The sequence below is a fragment of the Streptomyces sp. NPDC104761 genome (assembly GCF_055583445.1).
In genome coordinates this window covers 146,119-169,688 of sequence record NZ_JBVJNZ010000013.1, presented here as the reverse complement: position 1 = coordinate 169,688, position 23,570 = coordinate 146,119, and the positions used below count along the sequence as shown (strand labels likewise).

22 protein-coding genes and 2 tRNA genes are annotated in these 23,570 nt (G+C 73.5%); 16 read left to right on the top strand and 8 right to left on the bottom strand.

Translation table 11 applies throughout. From position 1 onward, the window contains the following. Window positions 1–3: 3 nt before the first annotated feature. The 3 genes from ACZ63F_RS31260 to ACZ63F_RS31250 form a co-directional block, all read right to left on the bottom strand. A tRNA-Ala gene (locus tag ACZ63F_RS31260) sits at window positions 4–75 on the bottom strand. An 11-nt stretch (window positions 76–86) separates the two neighbouring features. Then, window positions 87–158 (bottom strand) — tRNA-Gly (locus tag ACZ63F_RS31255). Window positions 159–223: 65 nt separating this feature from the next. After that, window positions 224–478, bottom strand: a complete 255-nt coding sequence (locus ACZ63F_RS31250; RefSeq protein WP_351955896.1) for a WhiB family transcriptional regulator — start codon at window positions 476–478, stop codon at window positions 224–226. Window positions 479–737: 259 nt separating this feature from the next. Here ACZ63F_RS31250 and ACZ63F_RS31245 point away from each other — a divergent pair, with 259 nt between their 5' ends. After that, window positions 738–1,529: a VOC family protein gene (locus tag ACZ63F_RS31245; RefSeq protein ID WP_469716010.1), complete on the top strand. Its 792-nt coding sequence runs from the start codon at window positions 738–740 to the stop codon at window positions 1,527–1,529. 18 nt (window positions 1,530–1,547) lie between these two features. On the opposite strand, the gene ACZ63F_RS31240 is transcribed toward ACZ63F_RS31245, so the two are convergent. Together ACZ63F_RS31240 and ligD are read right to left on the bottom strand one after the other, a co-directional pair. Beyond that, window positions 1,548–2,576: a LacI family DNA-binding transcriptional regulator gene (locus tag ACZ63F_RS31240; RefSeq protein WP_469716009.1), complete on the bottom strand. Its 1,029-nt coding sequence runs from the start codon at window positions 2,574–2,576 to the stop codon at window positions 1,548–1,550. A 122-nt stretch (window positions 2,577–2,698) separates the two neighbouring features. Further along, window positions 2,699–3,718 carry a non-homologous end-joining DNA ligase gene (gene ligD / locus ACZ63F_RS31235; protein ID WP_469716007.1) on the bottom strand — a complete coding sequence of 340 codons (1,020 nt, stop codon included), beginning with the start codon at window positions 3,716–3,718 and terminating at the stop codon, window positions 2,699–2,701. A 117-nt stretch (window positions 3,719–3,835) separates the two neighbouring features. Here ligD and ACZ63F_RS31230 point away from each other — a divergent pair, with 117 nt between their 5' ends. Beyond that, window positions 3,836–4,900 (top strand): ATP-dependent DNA ligase, encoded by a 1,065-nt coding sequence (locus ACZ63F_RS31230; RefSeq protein WP_469716005.1) that lies wholly within the window; start codon window positions 3,836–3,838, stop codon window positions 4,898–4,900. A gap of 100 nt (window positions 4,901–5,000) precedes the next feature. Further along, window positions 5,001–6,002, top strand: coding sequence for a DUF3048 domain-containing protein (locus ACZ63F_RS31225; protein WP_469716003.1), 1,002 nt, complete (start codon window positions 5,001–5,003; stop codon window positions 6,000–6,002). A gap of 22 nt (window positions 6,003–6,024) precedes the next feature. On the opposite strand, the gene ACZ63F_RS31220 is transcribed toward ACZ63F_RS31225, so the two are convergent. Then, a complete protein-coding gene (locus ACZ63F_RS31220; protein WP_469716001.1) occupies window positions 6,025–6,489 on the bottom strand; it encodes a MarR family winged helix-turn-helix transcriptional regulator in 465 nt (154 codons plus the stop codon). Between the two features lie 185 nt (window positions 6,490–6,674). On the opposite strand from ACZ63F_RS31220, the gene ACZ63F_RS31215 reads away from it, so the two are divergent. The 8 genes from ACZ63F_RS31215 (at window position 6,675) to ACZ63F_RS31180 (ending at window position 14,054) form a co-directional block, all read left to right on the top strand. Beyond that, on the top strand, window positions 6,675–7,430 hold the full coding sequence (locus ACZ63F_RS31215; RefSeq protein ID WP_352360333.1) for a CoA transferase subunit A: 756 nt from the start codon (window positions 6,675–6,677) through the stop codon (window positions 7,428–7,430). Next, window positions 7,430–8,074 carry a CoA transferase subunit B gene (locus ACZ63F_RS31210; protein ID WP_469716000.1) on the top strand — a complete coding sequence of 215 codons (645 nt, stop codon included), beginning with the start codon at window positions 7,430–7,432 and terminating at the stop codon, window positions 8,072–8,074. The genes ACZ63F_RS31215 and ACZ63F_RS31210 overlap by 1 nt, the downstream gene beginning before the upstream one ends. Then, entirely contained in the window at window positions 8,071–9,273 is a 1,203-nt protein-coding gene (locus ACZ63F_RS31205) for a thiolase family protein (RefSeq protein WP_469715999.1), read from the top strand. The genes ACZ63F_RS31210 and ACZ63F_RS31205 overlap by 4 nt, the downstream gene beginning before the upstream one ends. A 108-nt stretch (window positions 9,274–9,381) precedes the next feature. Next, window positions 9,382–10,155 carry a protocatechuate 3,4-dioxygenase subunit beta gene (pcaH, locus tag ACZ63F_RS31200; protein ID WP_469715997.1) on the top strand — a complete coding sequence of 258 codons (774 nt, stop codon included), beginning with the start codon at window positions 9,382–9,384 and terminating at the stop codon, window positions 10,153–10,155. Between the two features lie 6 nt (window positions 10,156–10,161). Then, window positions 10,162–10,764, top strand: coding sequence for a protocatechuate 3,4-dioxygenase subunit alpha (gene pcaG, locus ACZ63F_RS31195; protein ID WP_469715995.1), 603 nt, complete (start codon window positions 10,162–10,164; stop codon window positions 10,762–10,764). Then, window positions 10,761–12,098, top strand: coding sequence for a 3-carboxy-cis,cis-muconate cycloisomerase (pcaB, locus tag ACZ63F_RS31190; protein ID WP_469715992.1), 1,338 nt, complete (start codon window positions 10,761–10,763; stop codon window positions 12,096–12,098). The genes pcaG and pcaB overlap by 4 nt, the downstream gene beginning before the upstream one ends. After that, the gene (pcaDC, locus tag ACZ63F_RS31185; protein WP_469715989.1) at window positions 12,095–13,213 is read left to right on the top strand and encodes a bifunctional 3-oxoadipate enol-lactonase/4-carboxymuconolactone decarboxylase PcaDC; all 1,119 of its coding nucleotides are present in this window, start codon (window positions 12,095–12,097) and stop codon (window positions 13,211–13,213) included. The genes pcaB and pcaDC overlap by 4 nt, the downstream gene beginning before the upstream one ends. A gap of 49 nt (window positions 13,214–13,262) precedes the next feature. Further along, window positions 13,263–14,054 carry an SDR family NAD(P)-dependent oxidoreductase gene (locus ACZ63F_RS31180; protein WP_469715986.1) on the top strand — a complete coding sequence of 264 codons (792 nt, stop codon included), beginning with the start codon at window positions 13,263–13,265 and terminating at the stop codon, window positions 14,052–14,054. Window positions 14,055–14,148: 94 nt separating this feature from the next. Here the strand turns inward: ACZ63F_RS31180 and ACZ63F_RS31175 are convergent, their stop codons facing one another. Then, window positions 14,149–16,830, bottom strand: a complete 2,682-nt coding sequence (locus ACZ63F_RS31175; protein ID WP_469715984.1) for an ATP-binding protein — start codon at window positions 16,828–16,830, stop codon at window positions 14,149–14,151. 181 nt (window positions 16,831–17,011) lie between these two features. Here ACZ63F_RS31175 and ACZ63F_RS31170 point away from each other — a divergent pair, with 181 nt between their 5' ends. The 3 genes from ACZ63F_RS31170 (at window position 17,012) to ACZ63F_RS31160 (ending at window position 20,644) form a co-directional block, all read left to right on the top strand. Then, window positions 17,012–18,310, top strand: coding sequence for an MFS transporter (locus tag ACZ63F_RS31170; RefSeq protein WP_469715981.1), 1,299 nt, complete (start codon window positions 17,012–17,014; stop codon window positions 18,308–18,310). Between the two features lie 28 nt (window positions 18,311–18,338). Continuing rightward, window positions 18,339–19,481: an anhydro-N-acetylmuramic acid kinase gene (locus ACZ63F_RS31165; RefSeq protein WP_469715978.1), complete on the top strand. Its 1,143-nt coding sequence runs from the start codon at window positions 18,339–18,341 to the stop codon at window positions 19,479–19,481. A 77-nt stretch (window positions 19,482–19,558) separates the two neighbouring features. Further along, the gene (locus ACZ63F_RS31160; protein WP_469715975.1) at window positions 19,559–20,644 is read left to right on the top strand and encodes a DUF2510 domain-containing protein; all 1,086 of its coding nucleotides are present in this window, start codon (window positions 19,559–19,561) and stop codon (window positions 20,642–20,644) included. A gap of 152 nt (window positions 20,645–20,796) precedes the next feature. Here ACZ63F_RS31160 and ACZ63F_RS31155 read toward each other — a convergent pair whose 3' ends face one another. Beyond that, window positions 20,797–21,411: a TetR/AcrR family transcriptional regulator gene (locus ACZ63F_RS31155; RefSeq protein ID WP_351955874.1), complete on the bottom strand. Its 615-nt coding sequence runs from the start codon at window positions 21,409–21,411 to the stop codon at window positions 20,797–20,799. 224 nt (window positions 21,412–21,635) lie between these two features. On the opposite strand from ACZ63F_RS31155, the gene ACZ63F_RS31150 reads away from it, so the two are divergent. Both ACZ63F_RS31150 and ACZ63F_RS31145 read left to right on the top strand, forming a co-directional pair. After that, window positions 21,636–22,469, top strand: coding sequence for a phosphatase PAP2 family protein (locus ACZ63F_RS31150; protein WP_469715973.1), 834 nt, complete (start codon window positions 21,636–21,638; stop codon window positions 22,467–22,469). Further along, window positions 22,466–23,398: a DMT family protein gene (locus tag ACZ63F_RS31145; RefSeq protein ID WP_469715970.1), complete on the top strand. Its 933-nt coding sequence runs from the start codon at window positions 22,466–22,468 to the stop codon at window positions 23,396–23,398. The genes ACZ63F_RS31150 and ACZ63F_RS31145 overlap by 4 nt, the downstream gene beginning before the upstream one ends. Window positions 23,399–23,570 lie beyond the last annotated feature (172 nt).

Below are 23,570 nucleotides of genomic sequence, written 5' to 3'. Positions count from 1 at the left end.
GCGTGGTCCCGGCCGGATTCGAACCGGCGTATCCGTCATGCCATGACGGCGAGTCTGCCTCTGCTCTACAGGACCTCGTCACGCGGCCCGGACGACCGGATTCGAACCGGCGTGTTCGCCTGGGCAAGGCGGTGCGTCTGCCTCTGCGCTACGTCCGGCCGCGTCCCCGGATGGTATCCGGGACCGGGCCTGTGGTCGTACCGCATTGTCCCGGCGGGCAGGTTCAGCGGGAGGCGCGGCGCAGATCCAGGCGTTCCTTCTCGGACAGGCCGCCCCAGACGCCGAAGCGTTCGTCGTTGTCGAGGGCGTACTCCAGGCAGGCCGCACGCATCTCGCACATGCCGCAGATGCGCTTGGCCTCGCGTACCGAGCTGCCGGGCTCGGGAAAGAAGAAGTCCGCCCCGGTCTGCGCGCACAACGCCTGCGCCTGCCAGGCCGGGACGGGCGTGCGGGGCGGGGTGACGGTGTCGAAGTGCATGGCCAGGATCGTGCCGGGCGGCGAAAAACGTTCGATCAACGCCTGCTCAACGCCCCGGCGACAGAGCACTTCAGCCTCGATCATGCTCCCGCGCGCCACGCCCGCGCACGGCGGCGCGCGGAACGGATCCGAAACTCGGCGATTGCGTCGGGTGACCCTCGGTAACCGGGCCGTGGTGGGCGTGGGCGGGCAGCGATTGTCAGTGGGCGGTGGAAGACTCGGCGCAGCAGAGAACAGGACCCTTCCGAGGAGGGCGACGATGCTCACCACCCGATTCGTCAACGGTGCTCCCAACTGGATCGACCTCGGCACGCCCGAGATCGACGGCGCCGTCTCCTTCTACAACGGTCTCTTCGGCTGGCAGTTCCGGTCGGCGGGCCCCGACGCCGGCGGTTACGGTTTCTTCCAGCTGGACGGCCGGACCGTGGCCGGCGGTATGCAGACCGGCCCGGAGCAGGGCCCGCCGTCCTGGACGGTGTACTTCCAGAGCGAGGACGCGCAGGCCACCGCGAAGGCGGCCGAGCAGGCGCACGGCGGTGTCCTCGCGCAGCCGATGGACGTGCTGGGCCAGGGCCACCTGGCGGTCCTCACCGACCAGGCGGGGGTGCCCTTCGGCATCTGGCAGCCGGCGTCGACCAAGGGCGTCGACGTGGCCGGGGAGCCGGGGTCGCTGTGCTGGGTCGAGCTGTACACCCCGGACATCGCGGCCGCCGCTGCCTACTACCACAAGGTGCTCGGTCTGGAGACCTCCGGCGTGCCCTTCCCCGGCGGCACCTACACCTGTGTCAACCCGGCGGGCGGCGACGACGCGTCGATGTTCGGCGGAATGGTGCCGCTGGCCGAGGACCCGGCCGAGGCGCAGGCCGGCGCGTACTGGCTGCCGTACTTCGAGGTCGAGGACCCGGACGCGGTGGTGGAGAAGGCCCAGCAGACGGGCGGCCGGGTGCGCATGCCGGCGACCACGCTGGAGGGGGTGGGCCGGATGGCGAAGCTGGCCGACCCGTACGGCGCCCGCTTCGCGGTGATCAGGAGCGAACCGCAGCAGTCCTGAGGCCGGAGCCGGGGCCCGTCACGCGGTCGCGCGCCGTACCAGCGTCGTGGGCAGGACGATGCTGGACGGCGCGCCGGTCGCCGGTCCGCCGCGGGTCAGGGTGGACAGCAGCAGGCGGGCCATCAACCGGCCCATCTCCTCGATGTCCTGACGGACCGTCGTCAGTGGCGGATCGGTCTGTTCGGCGACGGGCAGCACGTCGTCGAAGCCGATCACGGCGACGTCCTCGGGCACCCGGCGGCCGCGCTCGCGCAGGACGCGCAGGGCACCGAGCGCGGTGAGGTCGTTGGCGGCGAACACGGCGTCCACGTCCGGGCAGCGGTCGAGGAGTTCGCCCATGGCCCGCTCGCCGCCGGTGGGGGTGAAGTCGCTGGCGACGACCAGCCGGGGATCGGTCTCCCCCATCACGTCCCGGTATCCCTGCAGCCGGTCGGCCGCCGACGTCTGGTCCAGCGGGCCGGTGATGTGCGCGATCCGGGTCCGGCCCAGGCCGACGAGATGACGCACCGCCTCCTCGGCGCCGCCCCGGTTGTCGCAGTCGACGTACGCGGCGCTGTCCGTGCCGTCGCTCCAGCCGGGCCGCCCGCCGAACACGGTGGGGACGCCGGCGCCCTCGATCAGGCCGGGCAGCGGGTCGTCGAGGTGGAGCGAGAAGACCAGCGCGCCGTCGACGTGGCCGCCGGCGAGATAGCGGGCCACCCGGGCGTGGTCGTCGCGTCCCTCGGTGAGCAGGAGGACGAGCTGGTTGTCGTGGGCGGTCAGTTCCTTGCTGATGCCGCGCAGCTGAAGGGCGAAGAAGGGGTCGGTGAAGACCCGGGTCTCCGGCTCGGCGATGACGACGGCGACGGCGTCGTGCCGTCTGGTGACGAGGCTGCGGGCCGCCTGGTTGGGCACGTAGCCGAGTTCCTCGACCGCCCGCCGCACCCGTTCGACGAGCGGCTCGCGCACGCCGTCCCCGCCGTTGACGACCCGTGACACGGTGGCCCGGGACACCCCGGCCCGCGCGGCCACGGCCTCCAGTGTGGGGCGCGACACTGCCTCGGACACCTCGGCCCTCCTCCTCGGCGGCTGGCGATCAGCATAGTCCCGGGCGCCGGGGAGGCGGCCGCAGCGCCCGCACCGGGTGCCGCGTCCGCCGGCCGGGGCCGGGACGTTGCCGGCTCCCGTCGTCAGGAAGGCTGTTCGGGCCGTGCCCGGCTCGGCTGGACGCGCTTGGGCTCGCCCGGCATCTTCGGGTACTCCGGCGGATAGGGCAGGTCGCCGAGGCCGTGCTCGTCCTCGTCGCGGCGGGCGAGTTCCAGGAGGGCGTCGAGGGAGTAGGCGTGGTCGTCCATGTCGGCGTGCACGTCGCCGAGTTCGGCGAACCGGGCGGGCATCGTGACCAGGTCGAAGTCCGCGGGCTGCACGTCGTCGACCTCCTCCCAGCGCAGCGGCGCCGAGACGGGGGCGTTCGGGCGGGGCCGCAGCGAGTAGGCGGAGGCGATGGTGCGGTCGCGGGCGGTCTGGTTGTAGTCGACGAAGATGCGCTCGCCGCGCTCCTCCTTCCACCACCTGATGGTCACCCGGTCCGGCATCCGGCGTTCCAGTTCGCGGCCCACGGCGATGGCGGCGCGCCGGACCTGGGTGAAGGTCCAGCGGGGTTCGATGGGCACGAAGACGTGCAGCCCCCGGCCGCCTGAGGTCTTGGGCCAGCCCCGCAGTCCGCCGAACTCGTCGAGGACGGCCCGCAGTTCGTGGGCGGCACGGACCGCGTCGGCGAAGTCGGTGCCGGGCTGCGGGTCGAGGTCGATGCGGAGTTCGTCGGGACGGTCGACGTCGCCGCGCCGTACCGGCCAGGGGTGGAAGGTGAGCGTGCCGTACTGCGCGGCCCACACCACGGCCGCCTCCTCGGTGGGGCACATCTCGTCGGCGGTACGGCCGCTGGGGAAGGTGATGTGGGTGGTGGGGATCCAGTCGGGCATGCCCTTGGGGGCGCGCTTCTGGTAGAACCACTCGCCCTCGACGCCGTCCGGGTAACGCTGGAGGGTGGTGGGGCGGTCGCGCAGGGCGCGCAGGATGCCGGGGGCCACGGCCGCGTAGTAGCGGGCGACGTCCAGCTTGGTGAAACCGCGCTCCGGGAAGAACACCTTGTCCGGACTGGACAGCCGTACGGTCCGGCCGGCCACCTCCAGTTGCACCGCATCGCCCATGCGGCCACGGTAGGCGCACCACCCCCACCGCGCATATCGGTTCGACACGGTCCCCAGGTCCGTACCGAAGCTGCCGCGCGACGAGCGGACGAACGGGAGCGCTCGTACAGTCGTGGCATGGATCTGCCGGTGATGCCGCCCGTGAAGCCGATGCTCGCCAAGTCGGTGGCGACGATCCCGCCGGACATGCAGTACGAGGCGAAGTGGGACGGCTTCCGCGCGATCGTGTTCCGGGACGGCGCCGAGGTGGAGCTGGGCAGTCGTACCGGGAAGCCGCTGACCCGGTACTTCCCCGAGCTGGTGGCGGCCCTGCCGGAGCGGGTGCCCGAGCGGTGCGTGCTGGACGGCGAGATCGTGATCGCCCGGGAGGGCCGGCTCGACTTCGACGCGCTGACCGAGCGGATCCACCCGGCGGACTCCAGGGTGCGCACGCTGGCGGAGCGGACGCCCGCCTCCTTCGTCGCCTTCGACCTGCTGGCGCTGGACGACGAGTCCCTCCTCGACGTCCCGCTGACCGACCGCCGCGCCCTGCTCACCAGGGCCCTGACGGGCGTGACCCCGCCGGTGCACCTGGCGCCGGCCACCACCGATGTCGAGGTGGCCCGGCAGTGGTTCGAGCAGTTCGAGGGGGCCGGCCTCGACGGGGTCATCGCCAAGCCGCTCACCCTGCGCTACCGCCAGGACGAGCGTGCCATGTTCAAGGTCAAGCACGAGCGGACGGCCGACGTCGTGGTGGCCGGATACCGCTTCCACAAGAGCGGGCCCGTGGTGGGCTCGCTGCTGCTGGGCCTGTACGACGACCGGGGCGCCCTCCAGCACGTGGGTGTGTCGGCCGCGTTCTCGATGAAGCGGCGGGCCGAGCTGGTCGAGGAGCTGGAGCCGCTGCGCATGGCCGACGTCTCCGGGCACCCGTGGGCGGCCTGGGCGGAGGAGGCGGCGCACGAGTCGGCCCGGCTGCCGGGCGCGCCGAGCCGCTGGTCGGGCAAGAAGGACCTGTCCTGGGTGCCGGTGCGCCCGGAGCGGGTGGCCGAGGTGGCGTACGACCACATGGAGAACGGGGCCCGTTTCCGGCACACGGCCCGGTTCCGCCGCTGGCGCCCGGACCGCACGCCGGAGAGCTGCACCTACGCCCAGCTGGAGGAGCCGGTGCGCTACGACCTTTCGGAGATCCTGGGGTCCTGACCGCCACCGCTCTGTTTCGACCAGGTATGGCCCCCGCTGACCTGTTGAGCACACAATCAGTCAAGAGCGCGAACGGGGTGGGACGAGCGGGGGGACAGTGGTGGACACGCGACGACACGAGGCGCCGACACGCCGGACCGTGCTGACGGCGGCACTGGCGGCGGTCGCGGCGACGGCCTCCCTCACGGCGGGCTGCACCCGGCACGGCACGACGGACGACGGCCGCGCGCCACAGGGCACCCCGACGCCGACCGAGGGCACCCCGGCACCGAGCGGACAGCCTGCCACCGGATCCGTCCTCGCCGTGAAGATCGACAACGTGGCCGCGGCCCGACCGCAGACCGGGCTGGACTCGGCGGACGTGGTGTACGCGGAGCAGGTGGAGGGCGGCCTCAGCCGGCTGATGGCGGTGTACGCCACCAAGCTCCCCGAGGTCGTCGGCCCGGTCCGCAGCGCCCGCGAGTCCGACCTGGAGCTGCTGCGCCAGTTCACCCGGCCGACGCTCGCCTTCTCCGGCGCCCAGAAGAAACTGCTCCCCCTCATCGACCGGGCGCCGTTGCGGCCGGAGTCGCCCGCGGAGGCGTCCGGCGCCTACCACCGGGGCAGCGGCCGGCCGGCCCCGCACAACCTGTACCTGCGGCCGGCGAAGCTCCTGCCGGACGGGGCGCCCGGCAGGGCGGCGCTCACCACCGGCTTCCGCTACGGTCCGGCCCCGGCCGGCGGCACGGTCACCGCGTCACGCACCGTGCGGTACCCGGCGGCCCGCTTCACGTTCACCTGGTCCGGCGGCCGGAACCGCTGGCTGGTGTCGATGGACGGCACGCCGGCGACGACGACGGCGGGCAACCGGCTGGCAGCGGCGACGGTCGTGGTGCAGCACGTGCGGGTCCGGCCGTCGGAGTACCACGACGTCCTCGGCAACAACACACCGTTCACCGAGACGGTGGGTTCGGGGAAGGCGGAGGTGCTGCGGGACGGGCGGTCGTTCGAAGCCACCTGGTCGCGCCCGGCGGCCACCGGCGGAACGACGTACACGAACGCGGACGGCAGCCCGGTGAACTTCGCCGACGGTCAGGTGTGGGTGGTGTTCGCGAAGTCCTGAGGCTCCGCCGCACGGGCGCCGCTCACGCCCGGGAGGCGAGTGGCTCCGTGGGGTTGCGCAGGCCTTCCGCCGCATCGGAGACCCGCTGGATCAGGTCGAAGAACTGGGTCTGCTCCGCGGCCGAGAGCGGGGCCAGGAAGACCTGGTTCATCCGGGCGGTGCGCACGCTCAGCTTGCGGTGGACCCGCGCCCCCTCGTCGGTGAGGCGCAGCAGGAAGCGGCGGCCGTCCTGCGGGTCGCGCACCTTGTCGAGGAGCGCGCGCCGGCCCAGTCGGCTGATGACCTCGGCGACGGTCGACCGGTCCAGGCCCACCCGCTCCCCCACGGTCCGCTGGTCCAGTCCCGGCTCGGCGACGAGCGCGTTCAGCACGGCGAACTGCGGCGAGGTGATCTCCTCGGAGACCATCGTGTTCCACAGCAGGTAGTGGGCCTGCTGGAGCCGCCGGGCCAGGTGCCCGGGGTGGGTGGTGAGGTCCACCGCGGCCATGTGCGCTCCCCGTGGTCCGAATTCGTAGGTGCACTGAACGATACCCGCAGCCACACGCCCTGTCTGTACACCCGACTGCCACCGGGCCAGGTCTTGACTGGTGCCGATGCCAGTGGCAGCGTGGCAGACATCTCGCTGAAATACTCAGTGCCCTGATTAATTCGCTGAGAGATGAGGCTTCACGGATGGACAAGGTGGTCGCCACGGCCGCGGAGGCGGTGGCCGATGTGCCCGAGGGCGCGTCCTTGGCGGTGGGCGGGTTCGGGCTGAGCGGTGTGCCGAACGTGCTGATCGGGGCGTTGTACGAGCGGGGTGTGGGTGGCCTGTCGGTGGTGTCGAACAACTGCGGGGCGATGGAGTCGGGTCTGGCGGTGCTGCTGGCGGCCGGGCGGATCGCGCGGGTGACGGGGTCGTACATCGGGGCGAACAAGGAGTTCGCGCGGCAGTATCTGGCGGGTGAGCTGGAGGTGGAGCTGATCCCGCAGGGCACGCTGGCGGAGCGGCTGCGGGCGGGCGGTGCGGGGATTCCCGCGTTCTACACGCCGGCGGGGGTGGGCACGCAGGTCGCGGAGGGCGGGCTGCCCTGGCGTTACGACGGCACGGGCTCGGTGGCGCTGGCGTCGCCGGCGAAGGAGGTGCGGGAGTTCGACGGCACCGAGTACGTGCTGGAGCACGGTATCCGTACCGACTTCGCGCTGGTGCGGGCGGCCAGGGGCGACCGGCACGGGAACCTCGTCTTCAGCAAGTCCGCCCGCAACTTCAACCCGCTCGCGGCGATGGCCGGGAAGGTCACGGTCGCCGAGGTCGAGGAACTCGTCGAGCCCGGGGAGATCGATCCGGACGCGGTGCACCTGCCGGGGATCTTCGTGCAGCGGGTGGTGGCCCTGACCCCGGAGCAGGCGGCGGACAAGAAGATCGAGCAGCGGACGGTGAGCAGCTGATGGCCTGGACGCGCCAGGAGATGGCCGCGCGGGCGGCGCGCGAGCTGGAGGACGGGCAGTACGTCAACCTCGGAATCGGGCTGCCGACGCTGATCCCGAACCACCTGCCCGAGGGGGTGGAGGTGGTCCTGGAGTCGGAGAACGGCATCCTGGGCACCGGCCCCTACCCCACCGAGGACCAGGTCGACCCGGATCTGATCAACGCCGGGAAGGAGACCGTCACGGTCCTGCCGGGCGCGTCCTTCTTCGACTCGGCGCTGTCGTTCTCGATGATCCGCGGCGGGCACATCGACGTCGCCGTGCTCGGTGCCATGCAGGTGTCGCAGAGGGGCGACCTGGCGAACTGGGCGGTTCCGGGAAAGCTGGTCACCGGGATCGGCGGGGCCATGGACCTGGTCCACGGGGCCCGCAGGGTGATCGTCGTCATGACCCACACCGCCAAGGACGGCTCGCCGAAGATCCTCACCGAGTGCACGCTGCCGCTGACCGGGAAGGCGTGCGTGGACCGGATCATCACCGACCTCGGTGTCCTCGACGTCACCGACGAGGGGCTCGTCCTCGTCGAGACCGCACCCGGCGTCGGCGCCGAGGAGATCACCGCCAAGACCGACGCGAAACTCACTGTCCCGGAGGGACTGCTGTGAACACGGTGTACATCGTCGACGCGGTCCGGACACCGATCGGCCGCTACAACGGCGGGCTCGCCGGCGTGCGCCCGGACGACCTGGCCGCCCACGCCATCCGTGAACTCCTCGCCCGCACCCCCGCACTGGACCCGGCCCGGATCGAGGACGTCTACTTCGGCAACGCCAACGGCGCGGGCGAGGAGAACCGCAACGTCGGCCGGATGGCCGCCCTCCTCGCCGGGCTGCCCACGTCCGTGCCGGGCGTCACCGTCAACCGGCTGTGCGCCTCCGGCCTCGAAGCCGTGATCCAGGCCGCCCGCGCCATCGCGGTGGGCGACGCCTCCGTCGCCGTGGCCGGCGGCGTCGAGTCGATGACCCGGGCGCCGTACGTGCTGCCCAAGAACGACCGTCCCTTCCCCGCCGGACACGCCGAGCTCTACTCGACCACCCTCGGCTGGCGCATGGTCAACCCGAAGATGCCCCCGCAGTGGACCATCCCGCTGGGCGAGTCGGCCGAGCGCATCGCCGACAAGCACAGGATCAGCCGCGAGCAGCAGGACGAGTTCGCCCTCGCCTCCCACCAGAAGGCCACCGCCGCACAGGAACAGGGCCTGTTCGACGCCGAGCTGACGCCCGTGCCCGTCCCGCAGCGCAAGGGCGACCCGGTTCCCTTCGCCGCCGACGAGTGCGTACGGCCCGACGCCTCCCTCGCCGCGATGGCGAAACTGAGGCCGGCGTTCCGTACCGAGGGCGGCACGGTGACGGCCGGCAACTCCTCGCCGCTCAACGACGGAGCCGCCGCCCTGCTGCTGACCGACGAGGAGGGGCTGAAGACGCTCGGGCGCGAACCGCTGGCCCGGGTCAGCTCGACCGGTGTGTCCGGGATCGACCCGGACTACTTCGGCCTCGCCCCCGTCGAAGCCGTCAACCGGGCCCTGGCCAAGGCCGGCAAGACCCTCGCCGACCTCGACGTCCTCGAACTCAACGAGGCGTTCGCGGCGCAGGTCCTCGGGTGTGTCGCCGAGTGGCCCGAGTTCGATCCGGCGATCCTCAACCCGCAGGGCGGCGCGACCGCGCTCGGCCACCCGCTCGGCGCCTCCGGTGCCCGCCTCGCCGGCACCGTCGCGCACCAGCTCGCGCGGCGCGGCTCCGGCACCGGCGTCGCGACCCTCTGCATCGGCGTCGGGCAAGGGCTCGCGCTCGTTCTCGAACGATAGGCCGTAGAGCACCTGCGGGCGCGTCGTGGCTGGTCGCGCCCACGCGGCGGAACCGCATACCAACAGAGCCCCCGCGCCCCTGAGGGGGCGCCCGCACCTAGGACTTTCATGACACTCACCCAGGCCGACATCGATCTCGAGATCGCCGCCGAACACGCCGCATACGAGAAGGGTGTCGCCGAAGGCGCCCCCGTCGAGCATCACCCCCGCCGGGACTACGCCCCCTACCGGTCCTCCGTCCTGCGGCATCCGAAGCAGCCGCTGGTCGCGATCGACACGGCCCAGGACCCGGAGCTGGTGGAGCTGCACTCCCCCGCGTTCGGGGAGCGGGACATCACCGGGATAGACAACGACCTGACCCGGCAGCACAGCGGGGAGCCCGTCGGCGAGCGGATCACCGTCTCCGGGCGGCTCCTGGACCGGGACGGCCGGCCGGTGCGGGGGCAGCTGATCGAGATCTGGCAGGCCAACTCGGCCGGCCGCTACGCGCACCAGCGCGAGCAGCACGACGCCCCGCTGGACCCGAACTTCACGGGGGTCGGCCGTACGATCACCGACGCCGACGGCGGCTACCGCTTCACCACGATCCAGCCGGGCCCCTACCCCTGGCGCAACCACCTCAACGCGTGGCGCCCGGCCCACATCCACTTCTCGATGTTCGGCACGGCGTTCACGCAGCGGCTGGTGACGCAGATGTACTTCCCGAGCGACCCGCTGTTCCCGTACGACCCGATCATCCAGTCGGTGACCGACGACTCGGCGCGCCGGCGCCTGGTCGCGACCTACGACCACAGCCTGTCCGTGCCGGAGTTCTCGATGGGCTACCACTGGGACATCGTGCTGGACGGCCCGCACGCCACCTGGATCGAAGAAGGACGCTGACCTGCCATGACGAAGATCGACACGAGCAGCCAGGGGAACGTGCTGCCCACCCCGTCGCACACGGTCGGCCCGTTCTACGGCTACGCGCTGCCGTTCCGCGGCGGTGAGGACATCGCACCGCTGGGGCACCCGGACACGGTCACGGTCCACGGGTACGTCTACGACGGGGAGGGCACCCCGCTGCCCGACGCGCTCATCGAGCTGTGGGGCGCCGACCCGGACGGGAACGTGTCCACGACCGACGGGTCGATCCGCCGCGACCCGGCGACCGGTGACTACCTCGGCCGCAACGGCGTGGAGTTCACCGGCTGGGGCCGGATCCAGACGGACACCGACGGCCACTGGTACGCGCGGACGCTGCGGCCCGGCGCCCGCGGCGGCAGCGCGCCCTACCTCAGCGTGTGCGTGTTCGCGCGCGGGCTGCTGGTGCACCTGTTCACCCGGATCTACCTGCCGGGCGACGACGCGGCGCTCGCCGCCGACCCGCTGCTCACCCGGGTGGGCGAGCGACGCGACACGCTGATCGCCGCCGACGAGGGCCGGGGGACCTACCGTTTCGACATCCGCCTTCAGGGCGAGGGCGAGACGGTCTTCCTGGAGTTCCAGTGAGTTCGGTGGATCACGGCGGTGACGCAGGGCTGCTCGGTCCCGGGTGGTCCGGTTCGGCCGCCGCGGCCGCGACGAGCGACGGCGCCTGCCTGCGGGCGCTGCTCGACGCGGAGGCGGCCCTCGCCCGCGCCCAGGCCGCTCTGGGCCTCGTCCCGGACGGGGCCGCGACGGCGGTGACCGAGGCGGCCGACCCCGGCCGTTTCGACGTCGGTGCCCTGGCCGAGCGTGCCCGCGCCGGCGGCAACCCGGTGATCCCCCTGGTCGCCGACCTGACGAAGGCGGTGGGCGCCGAGTACGGGCCGTACGTGCACCGCGGAGCGACCAGCCAGGACATCATGGACACCGCGGCCATGCTGGTCGCCGCCCGCACCCTGGACCTCGTGCTCGCCGACCTGGACCGCACCGCACAGGCCCTGGCCCGGCTGGCCGCCGAACACCGCGACACGCCGATGCCGGGCCGGACGCTCACCCAGCACGCCGTACCGACGACGTTCGGGCTGAAGGCGGCCGGCTGGCGTTCGCTGGTTCTCGACGCCCGGGACCGCGTGGTCCCGGTCCGGGACTCGCTGCCCGCCCAGCTGGGCGGCGCGGCAGGCACGCTGGCCGCCTTCGGGGCGTACGGCGCGGCGCACGCCGAGGAGCTGCCCGCGGCGTACGCCCGTGAACTGGGCCTGGCCGCACCCCTGTTGCCGTGGCACACCCTGCGCGCACCGGTCGCGGACCTCGCCGGGTGCCTCGCCTTCACGGCCGGGGCGCTGGGGAAGATCTCTGCGGACGTGCTGGTCCTGTCCCGTACCGAGATCGGCGAGGTCTCCGAGGGCAGCGGGGGCGGTTCCTCGGCGTTGCCGCACAAGGCCAACCCGGTGCGCGCCACGCTGGTCGCGGCGGCCGCGCGGCGGGCCCCGCAGCTCTCGGCCGTCCTGTACGGCTCGATGGCCGCGGAGGACGAGCGGCCGGCCGGTGCCTGGCACGCCGAGTGGGAGCCGGTGCGGGATCTGCTGCGGACCGTGGGGGGTGCGGCGCGGGACGCGGCGGAGCTGGCGGAGGGGCTGCGGGTGCACCCGGAGGCGATGCGCCGGAACCTCGGCCGCACAGGTGGGCTGATCGTCTCGGAGCGGCTCTCCGCCGAGCTGGCCCCCGTGCTCGGCCGGGCCCGCGCCAAGGAGCTGCTCACCGAGCTGGCCCGCCGCACCCACACCGAGCACCGGACGCTGCGTGAACTCCTCGCCGGAGAACCCGGCCTGAAGGACGTCGATCTCGACAGCCTGACCGATCCCGCCCGCTACACCGGCTCCGCCGGTGTGCTCACCGACCGTGCTCTGGAGCGACGTTGACCGAGAACCTCCTCAACCACCGTGTCGAGGGCCCCGCTTCGGCTCCTCCGCTGCTCCTGGGGCCGTCGCTCGGCACCTCGTACGCCCTGTGGGACGCCGTGGCGCCCGAACTGTCCGGCGCGCACCGGGTGGTGCGCTGGGACCTGCCGGGGCACGGCGGTTCGGCACCCGGCCTGATCAAGGCGGGGGCGACCGTGGGCGACCTCGCCGAGCTGGTGCTCACGCTCGCCGACTCGCTCGGCATCGGGCGGTTCGCGTACGCGGGGGTGTCGCTGGGCGGTGCCGTGGGGCTGCACCTGGCCGTCCACCACCCGGACCGGGTGGAGAGCCTCGCGGCGATCTGCTCCTCGGCCCACTTCGGCGGCTCCAGGGCCTGGGAGGAGCGGGCCGAGCGGGTGCGCCGGCAGGGCGTGGAGTGGCTGGCGGAGAACGCCCCCGGCCGCTGGTTCACCCCCGGCTTCACGGTGCCCCGGCTGGTCGAGGACCAGCGGGCGGCCGACCCGGAGGCGTACGCCGCCTGCTGCGACGCGCTGGCCGCCTTCGACCTGCGGGACCGGCTCGGCGAGATCGCCGTGCGCACCCTGCTGATCGCCGGCCGTCAGGACACCGCGACCCCGCCGCCGCACCTGCGGGAGATCGCGGACGCGGTCGCCGCGGCCACGCTGGTCGAGCTGCCGGGCGCCGCCCATCTGGCGCCCGCACAGTGCCCCGAGGCCGTCCTGACCGCGCTCCGCTCCCACCTCGACGGGGGCGCCAGGCGCGGCATGGCGGTGCGCCGCGAGGTGCTGGGCGACGCCCACGTGGACGGTGCCCAGTCCCGGCAGACCCCCTTCACGGCCCGCTTCCAGGACTTCATCTCGCGCTACGCGTGGGGCGAGATCTGGACCGACCCCACGCTCTCCCGCCGCGAACGCAGCATGATCACGCTCACCGCGCTGGTCGCCCACGGCCACTACGACGAGCTGGCCATGCACGTGCGGGCGGCCCGGCGCAACGGGCTGACGCCGGAGGAGATCGGCGCGGTGCTGCTGCAGACCGCCGTGTACTGCGGGGTCCCGGCGGCGAACTCGGCGTTCGCGACGGCCCAGCGGGTGCTGGCGGAAGAGGAAGGGTGACCCTGCCGGGGACAGGCACAGGAGGGGGCCCTGTGCCTACGGTGGGGGCATGTCGACCATCCTGATCACAGGTGCCACCTCCGGGCTCGGCCGGTACGTCGCGTTCGAACTGGTCCGCGCGGGCCATGTCGTCCTGGCGCACGGCCGCGACCCCGGCCGTACCGAGCGACTGGTCGGGGAACTGCGCACCGAGGGTGAAGCCGAGGCGTTCGTCGCGGACCTGGCCTCGCTGGCGCAGGTCCGCGAACTGGGCGCGCGGGTCGCCGAGGCACATCCCGACCTGGACGTCCTGGTCAACAACGCGGGTGTCGGCGCCGGTACGCCCGGCTCGGGCCGCGAGCTGAGTGCCGACGGCCACGAACTGCGTCTCGCCGTCAACTATCTGGCCCCGGTCGCCCTGACGCACGCTCTGCTCCCGGTGCTGCGCACGCACACCCCCGCCCGCATCGTGAACGTCGGCTCGGCGGGCCAGGAGCCCCTCGACTTCGACGACCCCGAATTCACCCGCGGCTACCAGGGCTTCGCCGCCTACTGCCGGGCCAAGTTCGCGCTGGCGGCCCACACCTTCGCGCTGGCGGAGGAGTTGGCGGACACGGGCGTCTCGGTGAACGTCCTGCACCCGGCGACCTTCATGGACACCGCGATGGTGCGGGAGGGCGGTGTGGCGCCCTGGAGCACGGTGGCCGACGGCGCCCCGGGCGTCCTGGCCCTGGCCACCCAGGACTTGGGAACGGGCGGCTACTTCGACGGCACGAACAGGGCGCGGGCACACGAGGCGACATACAGCCGAGAGGTACAGAAACGCCTGTCAGCGGTGACTGATCAACTCCTCGCGCTGTAGCGCGCCGCTAAGGGGCGCTGGGGGTACCCCCGGCCGAAGGCTGGGGGAGGAACTGCGCGATCAGCCCCCACACCCGCACCCCGCAACGCACCTGTCACCGCAGCCCCCTTCCCGTATCCAGCACCTCCCGAGCCTGCGCAACCAACCCATCGGCTCCACACGACCGGGCCAGCGCCAGCCCCCGGTTCAACTCCGCCACCGACCGCGCGGCGATCCCGTACTCCACCCGAGCCGCCGCATGCTCGTACTGGCACGGCGACGCCTCCAGATAGGCAACGGCCTGCGAGGCCAGCCGCACCTGCCGCTGCCCGGTCTCCAGCGCGGCGGCGCACCGCAGCGCCTCGCCGATCGCCGTGTCCGTGCCGAATCGCTCGGCCTGCCGCCGCGCGTCACTCGCGAGGTGCGCCGCCCGCGCCGGGTCCTCGTTCGCGAGGGCCCGGGCGAGGTCGAGCGCCCAGGGCACGACCACGGGGTTGAAGTGGCCGCGCGCGGCGGATGCCTTCTCCGCCGCCTCCAGTTCGTTCACGGCCTCCTCCGTGCGCCCGACGGCGAGCAGCAGCCGGCCGCGCACCGACCGCGGGTCCGGCATGACGATCGTGGAGGGGTACGGCGGCGCGAAGCCGTACTGTTCGGCGGTCTCCCAGGCCTGCTGGACGTGGCCGCGGGCGAGCAGCGTGTCGACGAGGTTGCAGGTGGCGGTCCAGTACAGGGGCAGCCGGCGGCCGACCCGCTCGGCGATCCGCAGGGACTCCCGCAGCGAGATCTCCGCGTCCCGCAGCCGGCCGCGCCTGCGGTGGCCGAGCCCGACGTAGGCATGGGCGAGGGCGAGGTGGCCGCCGCTCCAGCCGGAGGACTCGTAGGCGCGCAGGGCTTCGTTGTACAGGCTCTCCGCGCGGTCGAGCCGGTCGGTGTAGACGTAGGAGTTGGCGAGCATCAGCAGGAGCTCGATGCCCCACTCGGTGTCGGTCCAGCCGAGACCGGGCGCGAGCCGGCCGTTGACGAGGGCGCGGTCGCACAGCTCGACGACCTCCTCGGCGCTCTCGCCCTGTATCAGCAGGTCGAAGCCGCGCAGCATCAGCAGGGCGCGCTCGGAGTTGTCGCGGCCGGTGCAGGTGGCGGCCAGGTCGGCGAGCCGTTCGGAGCGGCGTGCGGAGACGGCCTCGCCGGCGATGCCCTCCCACATGAACTGGACGGCCTGGAGCCGGAGCCTGGCGGGTCCTTCCTCGTGCCGGGCGGCCTCCGCCTCGACCGTGCGGACGGCTTCCTCCAGCTGGTCGTTGTGGAGGAGGGCCTGGGAGAGCCGGAAGACGGCGTCCACGCGTTCGGGACCGGAGAGGCCGGGCATGCCGAGAGCGCTCTGCAGATGGCCGATGGTGACGGCGGGGTTGGTGAGCAGGGTCGCGCAGCCCAGCTCGTAGAGCACGCGGGCGTGGACGTCGGGGAGGGGCGGTTCGCGCAGGGCGCGTTCGAGACAGCGGCGGGCCGCGTCCGGGGCGCCGACGGCGAGGTGTTCCTTGGCCGCGTCCCGCAGCTGTTCGACGAGTTCCTCGTCGTCGTCCGGGTGCACCTTCAGCAGGTGGCGGGAGGCCTCGGCGATGCCGCGGCCGTCGTCCAGGACGATCTGGGCGGCGATGCCGTGCATGGCGGTGCACATCGCGGGCGGGATGGAGTTGTAGACGGCGGTGGCGATCAGCGGGTGGACGAACTCCAGGTCACCGCTGCGGGGCCGGGAGCCGGCCGGGTCGGGCGCGGTGAGGATACGGGCGGTGCGCAGGAGTTCGGCGCACCGCTCGGCGTCGTCCACGGCCATGCTGGCGAGCTGGGCGACGAGGTCGACGGAGATGCCGGTGCCGAGGATGGCGGCGGCCCAGGCGAACCGGGTGGCGTCGACGCCGAGGCCTTCGAGGCGGGTGACGAGTCCGCCGCCCCTGGCCGACCGGTTGAGGGCGCGCAGTTCACCGGCCCGGGCCTCGACGGGTTCGAGTTCGCTGTCCTGGACCTTGGCGAGGAGTTCCACGGTCTCGTAGGGGTTGCCGCCGGTGACGGCCCAGACCTCGCGGCAGAACGGGGCGTCGGCGTGCTCGCCGAGGGTGGCTCGGGTGAGGCCGGCGGCGGCGTCCGGGGTGAGGGCGCTGATGGTGCGGACGGGGCGGCCGGCCGCGGCGGCCACGGCGTCCAGGTGGCGGGCGCCGTCGCCGCTGACCTCGCCGGGGCGCCGGGCCACCAGGACCAGGACGGACAGGTCGTCGAGGCGCTCGACGAAGGCGGCCAGCCAGGCCAGCGTCTCCTGGTCGGCCCAGTGCGCGTCGTCGATCAGCAGGACCAGCGGCCAGTCGCGTTTGGCGAGCCGGCGGACGGCGGCGACCAGGCCGTCGCAGACGCCCTGCGGGTCGGCCTGGCGGTCGCCGGGGTCGGTGATGCCGAGGGCGGGGCCGGCGATCTCGTACCAGTCACCCAGGTACTCCCGGGCCTCCTCGGGCAGCAGGGAGACCAGGGCGGGCTGGAGGAGCTGCCGTACCACGTGGAAGGGGACGCTGCGCAGCGTCTCCACGCCGCGGGTGGACCAGACGGTGCAGCCACGGCGTTCGGCGATGCGGCGGGTCTCGGCCAGCAGCGCGGTCTTGCCGAGCCCGGCCTCACCGCGGATCACCAGCAGGTTCCCGGCGGTGGACCGGTCGGCGCACAGGAGCTCGAGGGCCTCGGTGACGGCGGCGATCTCCTCCTCGCGCTCCCAGAGGGGACCCCGGACGCCTCCCGGGGACTGCTCCTCCGTCATCCTGCTACCTCCCCAAGTCGCCCGAACGACGTACAGACCACGAGCGTAGCCGTCCTGTTGGCTGTCCGGAGGCGGGTCCGGGCAGCTGTGGCCGTGACGGGTGAAAGCGGGTGCGGCCGGACGACGCGGGACGGTCCCGACCTGCCGCTGTGCAGCGAACGGACCGTCAACGGGCAGGAACATGAGGCTGACTTTCGAAGACCGTGCAGTGCGCGAGCGGAACCGGCCCCTCCGGGCGCTGGCGGCGGGCTCGGTGGGGAACTTCATCGAGTGGTACGAGTTCGGTGTCTACGGCTATGTCGCGACCGTCGTCGCCGATCGGTTCTTCACCCCGGCGGGCGGCAGCGCGGCCGAGGGTCTGGTGCGCACCTACGCCTCGTTCGGGCTGGCGTTCTTCTTCCGTCCGCTGGGCGCGGCGCTGTTCGGCCGGCTGGCGGACCGGCTGGGCAGGCGGCCGGTGCTGATCCTGGTGGTGGCGCTGATGACGGGCGCGACGGCGCTGATCGGCGTGCTGCCGACGTACGCGCAGGCCGGTGCGCTCGCGCCGTGGCTGCTGACGTTCCTGAGGGTGGTTCAGGGACTGTCGGCGGGCGGTGAGTTCGGCGGGGCGGTGGCGATGCTGACCGAGTTCGCGCCGCCGAGGCGGCGGGGGCTGTACGGGGCGTGGCAGTCGTTCACCGTGGCGCTGGGGCTGCTGGGCGGGGCGGGGGTGGCGGTGGGGCTGTCCGTGTTGCTGACGGCAGATCAGTTCGGCTCCTGGGGGTGGCGATTGCCGTTCCTGCTGGCGGTGCCGCTCGGTGCGCTGGCGCTGTGGCTGCGGATCGGTCTCGACGAGACACCGGAGTTCCGGGAGCCGGCCGCGGACGCCGCCGGCGCGGTGCGGGTGCCGGTGCGGGTGCCGGTGCCGGTGCGGGCGATCGCGCCGGCCGTCGCCCGGGTGATGGGCTGGTCGGCCGCCGGCTACACCTTCCTGGTGGTGCTGCCGTCGTACCTCCAGTCGGCCCTGCACACCGGCTTCCGCACCGCGCTGCTGGCGACCGTGGTGGCGAACCTGGGGTTCGCGGCGGCGATCCTGCCGGCGGGGCTGCTCAGCGACCGGACGGGGCGGCGGCCGGTGATGCTGGCGGGCGCCGGGCTCGTGGTGCTGCTGGCGCTGCCCCTGCTCCACCTCCTGCGGGACCCGGGGACCCCGGCCGCCGTGAAGGGCGCGGCGCTGTGCGGAGCGGGCGCGGTGGTGGGGCTGATGGCCGGGCCGGGGCCCGCGCTGCTGGCCGAGATGTTCCCGGCGCGGGCCCGCTGCACGGGCCTCGGACTCGCCTACGCCCTGTCCAATGCCGTGTTCTCGGGCTGTGCGGGCCTCATCATCACGGAGGCGGTACGGCGCACCGGGAACCTCGACGTTCCCGGCTACTACGCGGCGGCGACCTGCGCGGTCAGCGTGCTCGCGCTGCTCGGGCCGCCGCGGACGAAGGCCGGTTGAGAGGCGGGGCGAGAGGCGGGTTGGGACCATGCTGGTGATCGGCCTGATGTCCGGGACGTCGTACGACGCGGTGGACGCGGCGGCGGCCGAACTGCGGCTGCTGGACGGCACCCTGCTGCTGAAGCCGCTGGGGATGGTGAGCACGCCGTACGACGAGGAGCTGCGGGAGGCGCTCGCGGGGGCGCTGCCGCCGTCCGCCGTGCCGCTGGCGCGGGTGTGTCTGCTCGACACCCGGATCGGGCAGGCGTTCGCGGCGGCCGCGGTCCGGGCCGATCGTGAACTGTGCGGAGGGCGGGCCGAGTTGGTGTCCTCGCACGGGCAGACGGTCTACCACTGGGTGGACGGCGGCCGGGTGCACGGCACGTTGCAGCTCGGCCAGCCGGCGTGGATCGCGGAGGCGACGGGGCTGCCGGTCGTCGCCGACCTCAGGTCGCGGGACGTGGCAGCCGGGGGGCAGGGTGCTCCGCTGGTCAGCCTGGTCGACCTGCTGTGGCTGCGCGGGCGGCCGGGGAGGCCGGTGGCACTGAACCTCGGCGGGATCGCCAACCTCACCGCGCCCGACGGCACGGCCTTCGACACCGGACCCGGGTGCGCGCTGCTGGACGCGGCGGTCCGTGAGTTCACCGGCGGCCGGCTGACGTACGACGTGGACGGGGCGCTGGCGGCGCGCGGCCGTCCGCACGGGCCGCTGCTCGAGGAGCTGCTGACGGAGCCGTACTACGCGCTGCCCGCGCCGAAGACGACCGGCAAGGAGCTGTTCCACGCCGGGTACTGGCGGGCGCCCGAGGGCCTGTCGGCCGAGGACGCGCTGGCGACCCTCACCCGTCTCACCGCCCGGACGGTGGCGGACGCGGTGCGCGGCGTGGCGGCGACGGAGGTGGTCGCGTCGGGCGGCGGCACCCGCAACCCGGTGCTGATGCGGACGCTGCGCGACCTGCTCCCGGAGATCCCGGTGCGCCTCTCGGACGAACTCGGGCTGCCCGCGGCGGCGAAGGAGGCGTACGCCTTCGCGGTCCTCGGCTTCCTCACCGCACACGGTCTCGCGGGAACGGCCCCGGCCGCCACCGGCGCCCGCCACCCGAGCGTCCTGGGCTCGCTCACCCCGGGACGCAACGGCCTGCGTCTGCCCCCGCCGGCAGCGGCGCCACCGGTCCGGCTGCGGCTCGGATGAGGTGTGCCGGAACGCCTCGTGCGAACATCGCCGGATCCTCTCATCCGACTTTCACCGATGCCTCATACGGTAGGAGCATGACGCAGGTGACTCCCCCCGGGTGGTATCCCGATCCCGGGCAGACAAGTGACGGTCCGGCCACCGAACGCTGGTGGGACGGCAAGGCCTGGACGGAGCAGACCCGGCCCGCCGGGACGGCCGCCGACTGGGGTCCCCCGCCGCAGCCGCCGGCCGACGGGGCGCAGCCGGCCTACCCGGCGTATCCGGCCGGCGAGGCCTACCCCGCGTACCCGGGCTATCCGGGGTACCCGGCGCAGCCGCCGGCCCCCGCCAGGCGCGGGCTGCGTACCGGCATCGCGGTCGGCGTCGCCGTGGCGGTCCTCGCCGCGATCGGGGTCGGCGCGTGGGCGCTGACCGACAACGGCAGCGGCGGTGGCCAGCAGGCCTCGCAGCAGGGGTCGGGCGGTCAGGGCGGGTTCGGCCAGGGTGGCCCCGAGGGGCAGAACGGCGGTCAGGGCGGCGGGCAGAGCGGCGGCCAGGGCTTCCCGTTCGGCGGGTCGGGCGGCGGCTCGGGTTCCGGTGGCACCGACGGCGGCGCGTCGCCGTCGCCGGGCCAGTCCGAGGCGCCGAAGGTCAAGGGCGGCGGCACGGTGTCGGACTCGATCAACGCCATCAGCATCCCGGTGCCGGAGGGCTGGACCGGGCAGGCGACGGAATACGGTGCCGCCGTCAGCTCCGACGACGCCTACAAGTGCCCGGGCGACACCTCGCAGAGCTGCACCGCCGGCGGTGCCTACTCGGCGCCCGCGGTGGTGCTGGGCACCAAGGGGGACACGGCCGAGGAGGTCGCCAAGGCGGACATCTCGGCCAGCGCCCAGGACTCGTACGGGAAGGGTTACGGCTCGATCACCTCGCACGAGGTGCTGGCCTCCAAGGCGGTCACGGTGGCCGGGCAGAAGGGGTACCTGGTCCGCTGGAAGGCGATCACCAGCAAGGGCGCCGACGGCTACGTCGAGTCGCTGGCCTTCCCGTCGCCCGCGAACGCCCAGCAGATCGTGGTGGTCCGGTTCGGCGTCGACGTCGGCCAGAAGGAGTCGATCATCGACACGATCACCAGCGGCATCAAGGTGTCCTCGGGCAGCGGCAACGGTTCGAACGTCTGACCCTTCCGGCCCGGAACAGCAGTCGGCCGGGTGGAGCGCCCCTCCGCTCAAAGGGGCACCCCACCCGGCCGGGGGGTGCGCGCCGCCCCCGTCCCCACGGTGCGGCGCGAGCAGGTCGCCGTCCAGTCATCCCGTGGACGGCGGCCTGGGTCCTAGGTCAGTCCGAGTGCGGGCAGCGCGACGGCCTCCACGAAACGGACGAGATAGTCGGCGTCGGCGTACTCGCCGGTGAGCACGGGCCGCACCCGCAGCACGCCGAACATCATGGCGGGCACGTAGTCCAGCGCGGGATGCCCCTCGGGCACCTCGCCCCGCTCGACCCCGCGGCGCAGGATCTGCTGGAGCGCGGCGATCTCGGGTTCCACGAGCGCCTCGCGCAGCGCCTGCGCCAGTGCCTCGTCCGAGTGCACGGCGTGCCCCAGCGCGGAGAGCAGCTTGGTGTCCTTGCGCGACCAGTCGCCCGCGGCCCGCGCGACCTCGCGCAGGTCCTGGGCGAGTGACCCGGTGTCGACGCCGGCGAAGCGCACCTCACGGTTGGCCCGCAGCGCGGCCGCGACGAACTGCGGCTTCGTCTTCCACTGGCGGTAGAGCGTGGACTTGCTGCAGCGGGTGCTGGCGGCGACGCCCTCCATGGAGACGGAGTCGTAGCCACACTCGCGGATCTGTTCGAGCACGGCGTCGAAGAACTCCCGCTCACGCTCCGGCGTGATCTTGGAGCGGCGCGAGGCGGCGACCATGTCCGGTCCGTCCGCGGCCTGCGACGTCATGTGCCCTGCTCCTCACTCGTTCCTCACGTGCGGATCACTTCCGCCCCGCCCGCCGTTCGGCCGGCGCGGAAACCTACAACCAGTGTGGCCTACGTCTATCGATACGCCACTGTACCGGTACTCGACCGTATCGGTACAGTGGCGTATCGGTACGCTTCCGTATCGAAGAGTTCGGGCCACCGTCCGGGACTCGCACAGCACCACCGTCAGTGAGGGGGCCTGGGATGAGATCCCAGTCCGAGCCTGCTTCAGCGGAGCCGGGCGCGATAGCCCGGCCGCCGCTCGTCCGTGAGTTCCTGCTCGTCGCGGGGCTCTTCCTCGTCTACAAGTTCGGGCGGCAGCTGGCCACCGGCCATACCGCCGAGGCCCTGCACAACGCCCACCGGATCTGGGACCTGGAACGGACGCTGCACCTGCCCTCGGAGGTCGACGTGCAGTCCGCACTGCTGCACGGCGACACCCTCGTCCACCTGGCCAACACCTACTACGCCACCGTTCATTTCCCGGCCACGGTGGCCTTCCTGGTCTGGCTCTACCTGAAGCGGCCCGCGCACTACGTCTGGGCCCGCCGGGTCCTCGCCCTGGTGACCGCGGCGGCCCTGGTGCTGCCGTTCACGTTCCCGCTGGCACCGCCCCGGATGCTGGCCGCGAGCGGCCTCATCGACACCGCCCGGGTCTACGGCCCCTCGGTCTACGGCCCGCCCTCCAGCGACCACCTCTCCAACCAGTTCGCGGCGATGCCCTCGCTGCACTTCGGCTGGGCCCTGATGGTGGCGATCGGCCTGATCGTCGCCACCCGCTCCCGCTGGCGCTGGCTGTGGCTGCTGCACCCCGCGATCACCCTCTTCGTGATCGTCGGCACCGCGAACCACTACTGGCTGGACGCGATCATCGCCACCACGATGCTCGGCGCCGCCCTCGCCCTCATCCGCCCCCAGAGCTCGTCCGGGGGGACCCCCGTCTCGCTTCGCTCGCCGCACCGCACGGCCGGCACGGCCGGGCGCGGCACCCGGCAGCTCGCCTCCGAGGAGCCCGCACTGGTGGGGGCGGGCCGATGAGCGCCGCGGCCGTGGTCGCCGTCATCCTCTCCCAGGTCTCGGCCGTCGCCTACGCGGCCGCCGCCGTCGCCCAGGAGCGCCTCGCCGCGAAGACCGCCGGCGCGGGCCTGCTGCGGCTGCTCGGCTCCGGTGCCTGGTGGGCGGCGGTGGGCCTGAACGCCGGCGCCGCCCTGCTCCACGTCGTCGCCCTGAAGTACGGCCCGCTGACCCTCGTACAGCCGCTCGGCGCACTGACCCTCGTGGCGGCCGTGCCGATGGGCGCCCGGGCGGCCGGCCGCCGGGTCACCGCCACCGAGTGGCGGGGCACCGCGCTGACCCTGCTGGGCCTCGGCGCCCTCCTGGTCACGGCCTCAGGACCCGCACCCCACCAGGTGCTGAGCCTCACCGAGGCCCTCGCGGTCGCCGGTACGACGGCTGCCCTGATCGGCGTCCTGTCCCGTCCCGGCGCCCGCCCCGGCCTGCGGCACGCGACCGCGTCCGGCTTCGCCTCGGGCGTCGCCTCGGCCCTCACCCAGACGGTGACGGTGGCGGCGACCGACCGCTCCGGCCCGGCTCTGAGCGTCGAGGTGGTCGTGGTCGCCCTGCTGGTCGCCGCGTTCGCGGTGGGCGGCCTGCTGCTCTCCCAGACGGCCTACCGCGGCGGCCTCGGCGCCCCGCTCGCGGTCGTCACCCTGTCCAACCCGGTGGCCGCGGCGGTCATCGGCCTGACCCTGCTGGGCCAGGGCCTCCAGGACGGCGCCTGGGGCATCCTGCTCGCCCTGACGGGCGCGGGCCTGGCGTCCTGGGGCGTGGTCCTGCTGACCCGCGTGCCGCAGCCGGCCCCGGTCGTCGAACCGGACGACGAACACCCGGTGGCAGCGGTCCTGGCCCTGGACCCGACCCTGCTCCCCCGGCAATCACCCGAGCCGAAGAAGCTGACCGCTCTCTAGTGCCGCGGCAGGCCGCGTCGGTCGGCTGCGGCTGCGTGGGGGCTGGGGGGGGGGGGGGGGGGGGGGGGGGGGGGGGAGGGGGGGGGGGGGGGAAGGGGGGGGGGGGGGGGGGGGGGGGGGTGTGGTTTCGAGTGGGTAGGGGGAGGCGGGCCTACTTGTATATGTGGGTGCC

Excerpts from the sequence above, each read along its gene's own strand:
- ACZ63F_RS31215 (WP_352360333.1), top strand. The coding sequence starts at position 6,675 with ATGGACAAGGTGGTCGCCACGGCCGCGGAGGCGGTGGCCGATGTGCCC.
- ACZ63F_RS31145 (WP_469715970.1), top strand. The coding sequence starts at position 22,466 with ATGAGCGCCGCGGCCGTGGTCGCCGTCATCCTCTCCCAGGTCTCGGCC.
- pcaH (WP_469715997.1), top strand. The coding sequence starts at position 9,382 with ATGACACTCACCCAGGCCGACATCGATCTCGAGATCGCCGCCGAACAC.
- ACZ63F_RS31245 (WP_469716010.1), top strand. The coding sequence starts at position 738 with ATGCTCACCACCCGATTCGTCAACGGTGCTCCCAACTGGATCGACCTC.
- ligD (WP_469716007.1), bottom strand. The coding sequence starts at position 3,718 with ATGGGCGATGCGGTGCAACTGGAGGTGGCCGGCCGGACCGTACGGCTG.
- ACZ63F_RS31150 (WP_469715973.1), top strand. The coding sequence starts at position 21,636 with ATGAGATCCCAGTCCGAGCCTGCTTCAGCGGAGCCGGGCGCGATAGCC.
- ACZ63F_RS31175 (WP_469715984.1), bottom strand. The coding sequence starts at position 16,830 with ATGACGGAGGAGCAGTCCCCGGGAGGCGTCCGGGGTCCCCTCTGGGAG.
- ACZ63F_RS31170 (WP_469715981.1), top strand. The coding sequence starts at position 17,012 with ATGAGGCTGACTTTCGAAGACCGTGCAGTGCGCGAGCGGAACCGGCCC.
- ACZ63F_RS31180 (WP_469715986.1), top strand. The coding sequence starts at position 13,263 with ATGTCGACCATCCTGATCACAGGTGCCACCTCCGGGCTCGGCCGGTAC.
- ACZ63F_RS31160 (WP_469715975.1), top strand. The coding sequence starts at position 19,559 with ATGACGCAGGTGACTCCCCCCGGGTGGTATCCCGATCCCGGGCAGACA.
- ACZ63F_RS31220 (WP_469716001.1), bottom strand. The coding sequence starts at position 6,489 with ATGGCCGCGGTGGACCTCACCACCCACCCCGGGCACCTGGCCCGGCGG.
- ACZ63F_RS31155 (WP_351955874.1), bottom strand. The coding sequence starts at position 21,411 with ATGACGTCGCAGGCCGCGGACGGACCGGACATGGTCGCCGCCTCGCGC.
- ACZ63F_RS31210 (WP_469716000.1), top strand. The coding sequence starts at position 7,430 with ATGGCCTGGACGCGCCAGGAGATGGCCGCGCGGGCGGCGCGCGAGCTG.
- pcaG (WP_469715995.1), top strand. The coding sequence starts at position 10,162 with ATGACGAAGATCGACACGAGCAGCCAGGGGAACGTGCTGCCCACCCCG.
- ACZ63F_RS31250 (WP_351955896.1), bottom strand. The coding sequence starts at position 478 with ATGCACTTCGACACCGTCACCCCGCCCCGCACGCCCGTCCCGGCCTGG.
- ACZ63F_RS31230 (WP_469716005.1), top strand. The coding sequence starts at position 3,836 with ATGGATCTGCCGGTGATGCCGCCCGTGAAGCCGATGCTCGCCAAGTCG.
- ACZ63F_RS31165 (WP_469715978.1), top strand. The coding sequence starts at position 18,339 with ATGCTGGTGATCGGCCTGATGTCCGGGACGTCGTACGACGCGGTGGAC.